Source organism: Acidobacteriota bacterium (assembly GCA_003225175.1).
Lineage (GTDB): Bacteria > Acidobacteriota > Terriglobia > Terriglobales > Acidobacteriaceae > Gp1-AA112.
The window spans coordinates 1-2,912 of sequence record QIBA01000163.1; the positions used below are offsets into that span (position 1 = coordinate 1).

The following is a 2,912-nucleotide window of genomic DNA, read 5'->3' on the forward strand; positions in this document are numbered from 1 at the left end:
TCCACGCGAACCATCGGGCGCAGGAACAGTGTCATGTGCCTGCTCGTCAGTGATCACGATCAGACGATCGTAGTTCTCATTCTGATTCAGCTTTTCGACCGCCTTGCCGAGATAAGTTGCCCCGTGCTGCTGCGAGCGATCAATTGCATCGCGCAGAGCGAATCCACGACGGGCCGGCACCTCGACCAGATCATTCGAGAAGGAGAACACTGCAACCTTCTCTCCAATCTCGCGGAGAAGCACCGCCAGTCCGTAAGCTGCGTCGGTGCGTTGCATCTCGGAACGGCGAGACAGCGGCGCAGTCATCGAACCGGAAACGTCCACCAGCACGATGGTCTTTCCCGGCAGCTTCTCCTGCTTCGCTACCGACTTCAACATCGCCTGCTCGAGCGCTTCCTCCCATTGCGGAGCGTAACGCGCCGCAGCCAGGAAGCGGAACGGAAGCACGCGCGCCGTGCTCATGGAACCGAGAGCAGAGAGCACGAGCGACTCGTTCACTCCGGCCTCGCGCATATTGCGCAGGTTTCGGAGTAGCGCGAGCGCTCCCAACTTCTGCTCGCGAAGCAGGCGCTCCCAAGCCTCGCGCTTGTCGGCGCCAGATGAGAGTGCAACCTCCCAGGTGTCGGGCACGCTCAGGCGTCCCCAGATCAACTTCTTCCACAGGCCGGCCTGTGCTTCGTCGCGCGGCTTGGCGTGACAAAGAAAGAGCACGTCACGCAGTTTGATGGGCCCGCCACGATCGTACTTAGCGAGCTGATACTCATCAAACTTCGGGAACGCAGCAGCGAGCCCCTTCTTCACCTGCCCGGAGAGCGGCACACGTCCGTCCTTCCAGTAAATAGCAACGAACTCGGCGAGTTCGTCGGCACGCTGGATGACGCGAGCGAGCGTCTCCGACACTGGAGCGCGATGGGCGTTGTGACGTGCCATTTCACGGACAAGCAGAAGCGGCGCGTGACGCAGCTTCATCTGCTCGCGAGCCTCGACCGCAAGGGCCGCGACCTTCTCGGCTGCAACCTTCGGCACCAGTTCGGCGATGCGGCCAGCGATCTCGACTCCGTCCTCGTAAAACTGGCTCTCCCAAAGCAGGCACGCGAGCACCGAGCGACGCAGTTGCAGCTCCGGAGACACGTGACGTGCGAGGGCACCCTCGTGTGTGCGAGGTGCAAAGTTGAGGTTGAGGGTGTTGAGTCGGGCCATAGTAGCTCTCCTTTTCCAGCTCTCAGCCGTCAGCCATCAGCTGTCAGCTTGGAGCATTTAGTCGTGCGTCTTGCAGAAAACTCGCCGGGGAATTGGGCGGCTAAGAGGCTGCTCTATCCACTGAGCTACGTGGACTCGCGTCCACGGCAGGAGTCGAACCTGCGACCCGCGAAGTATCCCTTGCCTTCGCCACCGGCGAAACTTTCATACCAGAATTCCGTGACTGACAGCCACTGCATCCGTAGTCTTACCCCGCTGATCACGTCCCAACAAGAGTCCCTGAAACTCCGCCATGGTTTCGGCCGAGCGCGAACTCTCCAGAAATTCCCGAGCCTCGAACTCCGACGCCTCTGGAAAGAACCGGCGATACAGTTCGATCTTCTGACGATCAGTCGCCTTACCCAGGTACAGACGGTAATCAATTCTTCCAGGACGTAGAAGAGCTTCGTCCAAGACCTCGATGTGGTTCGTCGTCATCACAAATAGCACATTGGCCGGAGCGTAGAATCCGTCGAGCACATTCAACAGACCGGAAAGCGTGACTCCATTCACAGGGGCATTCGCTTTTTCATTTTGCGTTTGCACTCCATTGTTAACGCCCAAAGGCTGAGTGTCGCGTGCCTTACCGCTTTTCGCGCAATCGATGTCCTCAAACAGCAGTACCGAATTTGCCGGCACCTGATTCACAGAGCTCATCAGGCTGCGATCAGTGAAATCTGTGAGATTGATCACATAGATCGAAAGCCCAAAGTGCGCAGCCAGAGCCGACACCAGCGAGGTCTTACCCGCGCCCGGAGGTCCGTACAGCAAATACCCGCGATGATACGGAATCCCCAATCGCGCATAACGCTGTTTCGACGCCCGAAAGTTTTTCACATCTTCAATCAGGTGCTCCTTCTCGCCGGGCTGCAGGACAACTGACTCGAGCAAGCGAGGCGCATAGCCTTCGATGTAATCCCATCCGTCGTTATAGGTGTACAGATATGACTGCACGCCCAATCTGCGGGTATGGCAACTGACGACGTCGTTCACCAATATTTGCAGCAAGCCGCGGTTCCTTCCAATAGTGCGGAATGTCAGCGACTCTACGCGTCTGGTCGAGCGTTCATGCGTGCTCTCCATGCGCGAAAACCACACCTGGAAGGGCCTGCCCCCATACCAGAACCAGTGCATTCCCGGAGCAGGAACCATCGCAATCTTTTCGTTGCGTACGGTGGTATCGAGATCCAAACAGCGAATTCGTTTTAGGAACTTCTGCTCGAGAAACCACTCTTTCACCCACGCGAATGCGGCATCGTCGTCTGTCACAGTGATCATCATTGTGGTTTGGCGGACGAGCCAGTACCAGACATTTTGTGGTATCGCACGCAGATACACGCTCACCCCACCGATGATCATGAGCAGCAGACCACCAGAGGCGAACTGATTCTGGCCGGTCACAATATTTTTAAAGAAGTCGTGCATACTTTCATTTCTAATCGGCATTCGCCGGATCTTGCTCGGACAGGAATGTCCGAGCCACACAATTTGTTTAGGCCGGGGAACATGCGACAACGGAACATTAGGCGTCTTCCCATTTCGACTACACGGACATAACTCCGCGGCAGGATTCGAACCTGCATCACCCGCGTTTCAGGCGAAGTAACCGTAGTCTTCACCACCGGCCAAGCTTGCGCGGACAAGAGTGTCCGCGCGACAACAGTTGTGCAAAA

General features: G+C 57.1%; 2 protein-coding genes. Both read right to left on the reverse strand.

Going from position 1 to position 2,912, the window contains the following annotated elements:
• Positions 1–1,200: TROVE domain-containing protein (locus DMG62_24045; protein ID PYY20030.1), on the reverse strand; the 1,200-nt coding region annotated here is incomplete at its 3' end.
• A 204-nt stretch (positions 1,201–1,404) separates the two neighbouring features.
• Entirely contained in the window at positions 1,405–2,664 is a 1,260-nt protein-coding gene (locus DMG62_24050) for an AAA family ATPase (protein ID PYY20031.1), read from the reverse strand.
• Between the last annotated feature and the right edge of the window lie 248 nt (positions 2,665–2,912).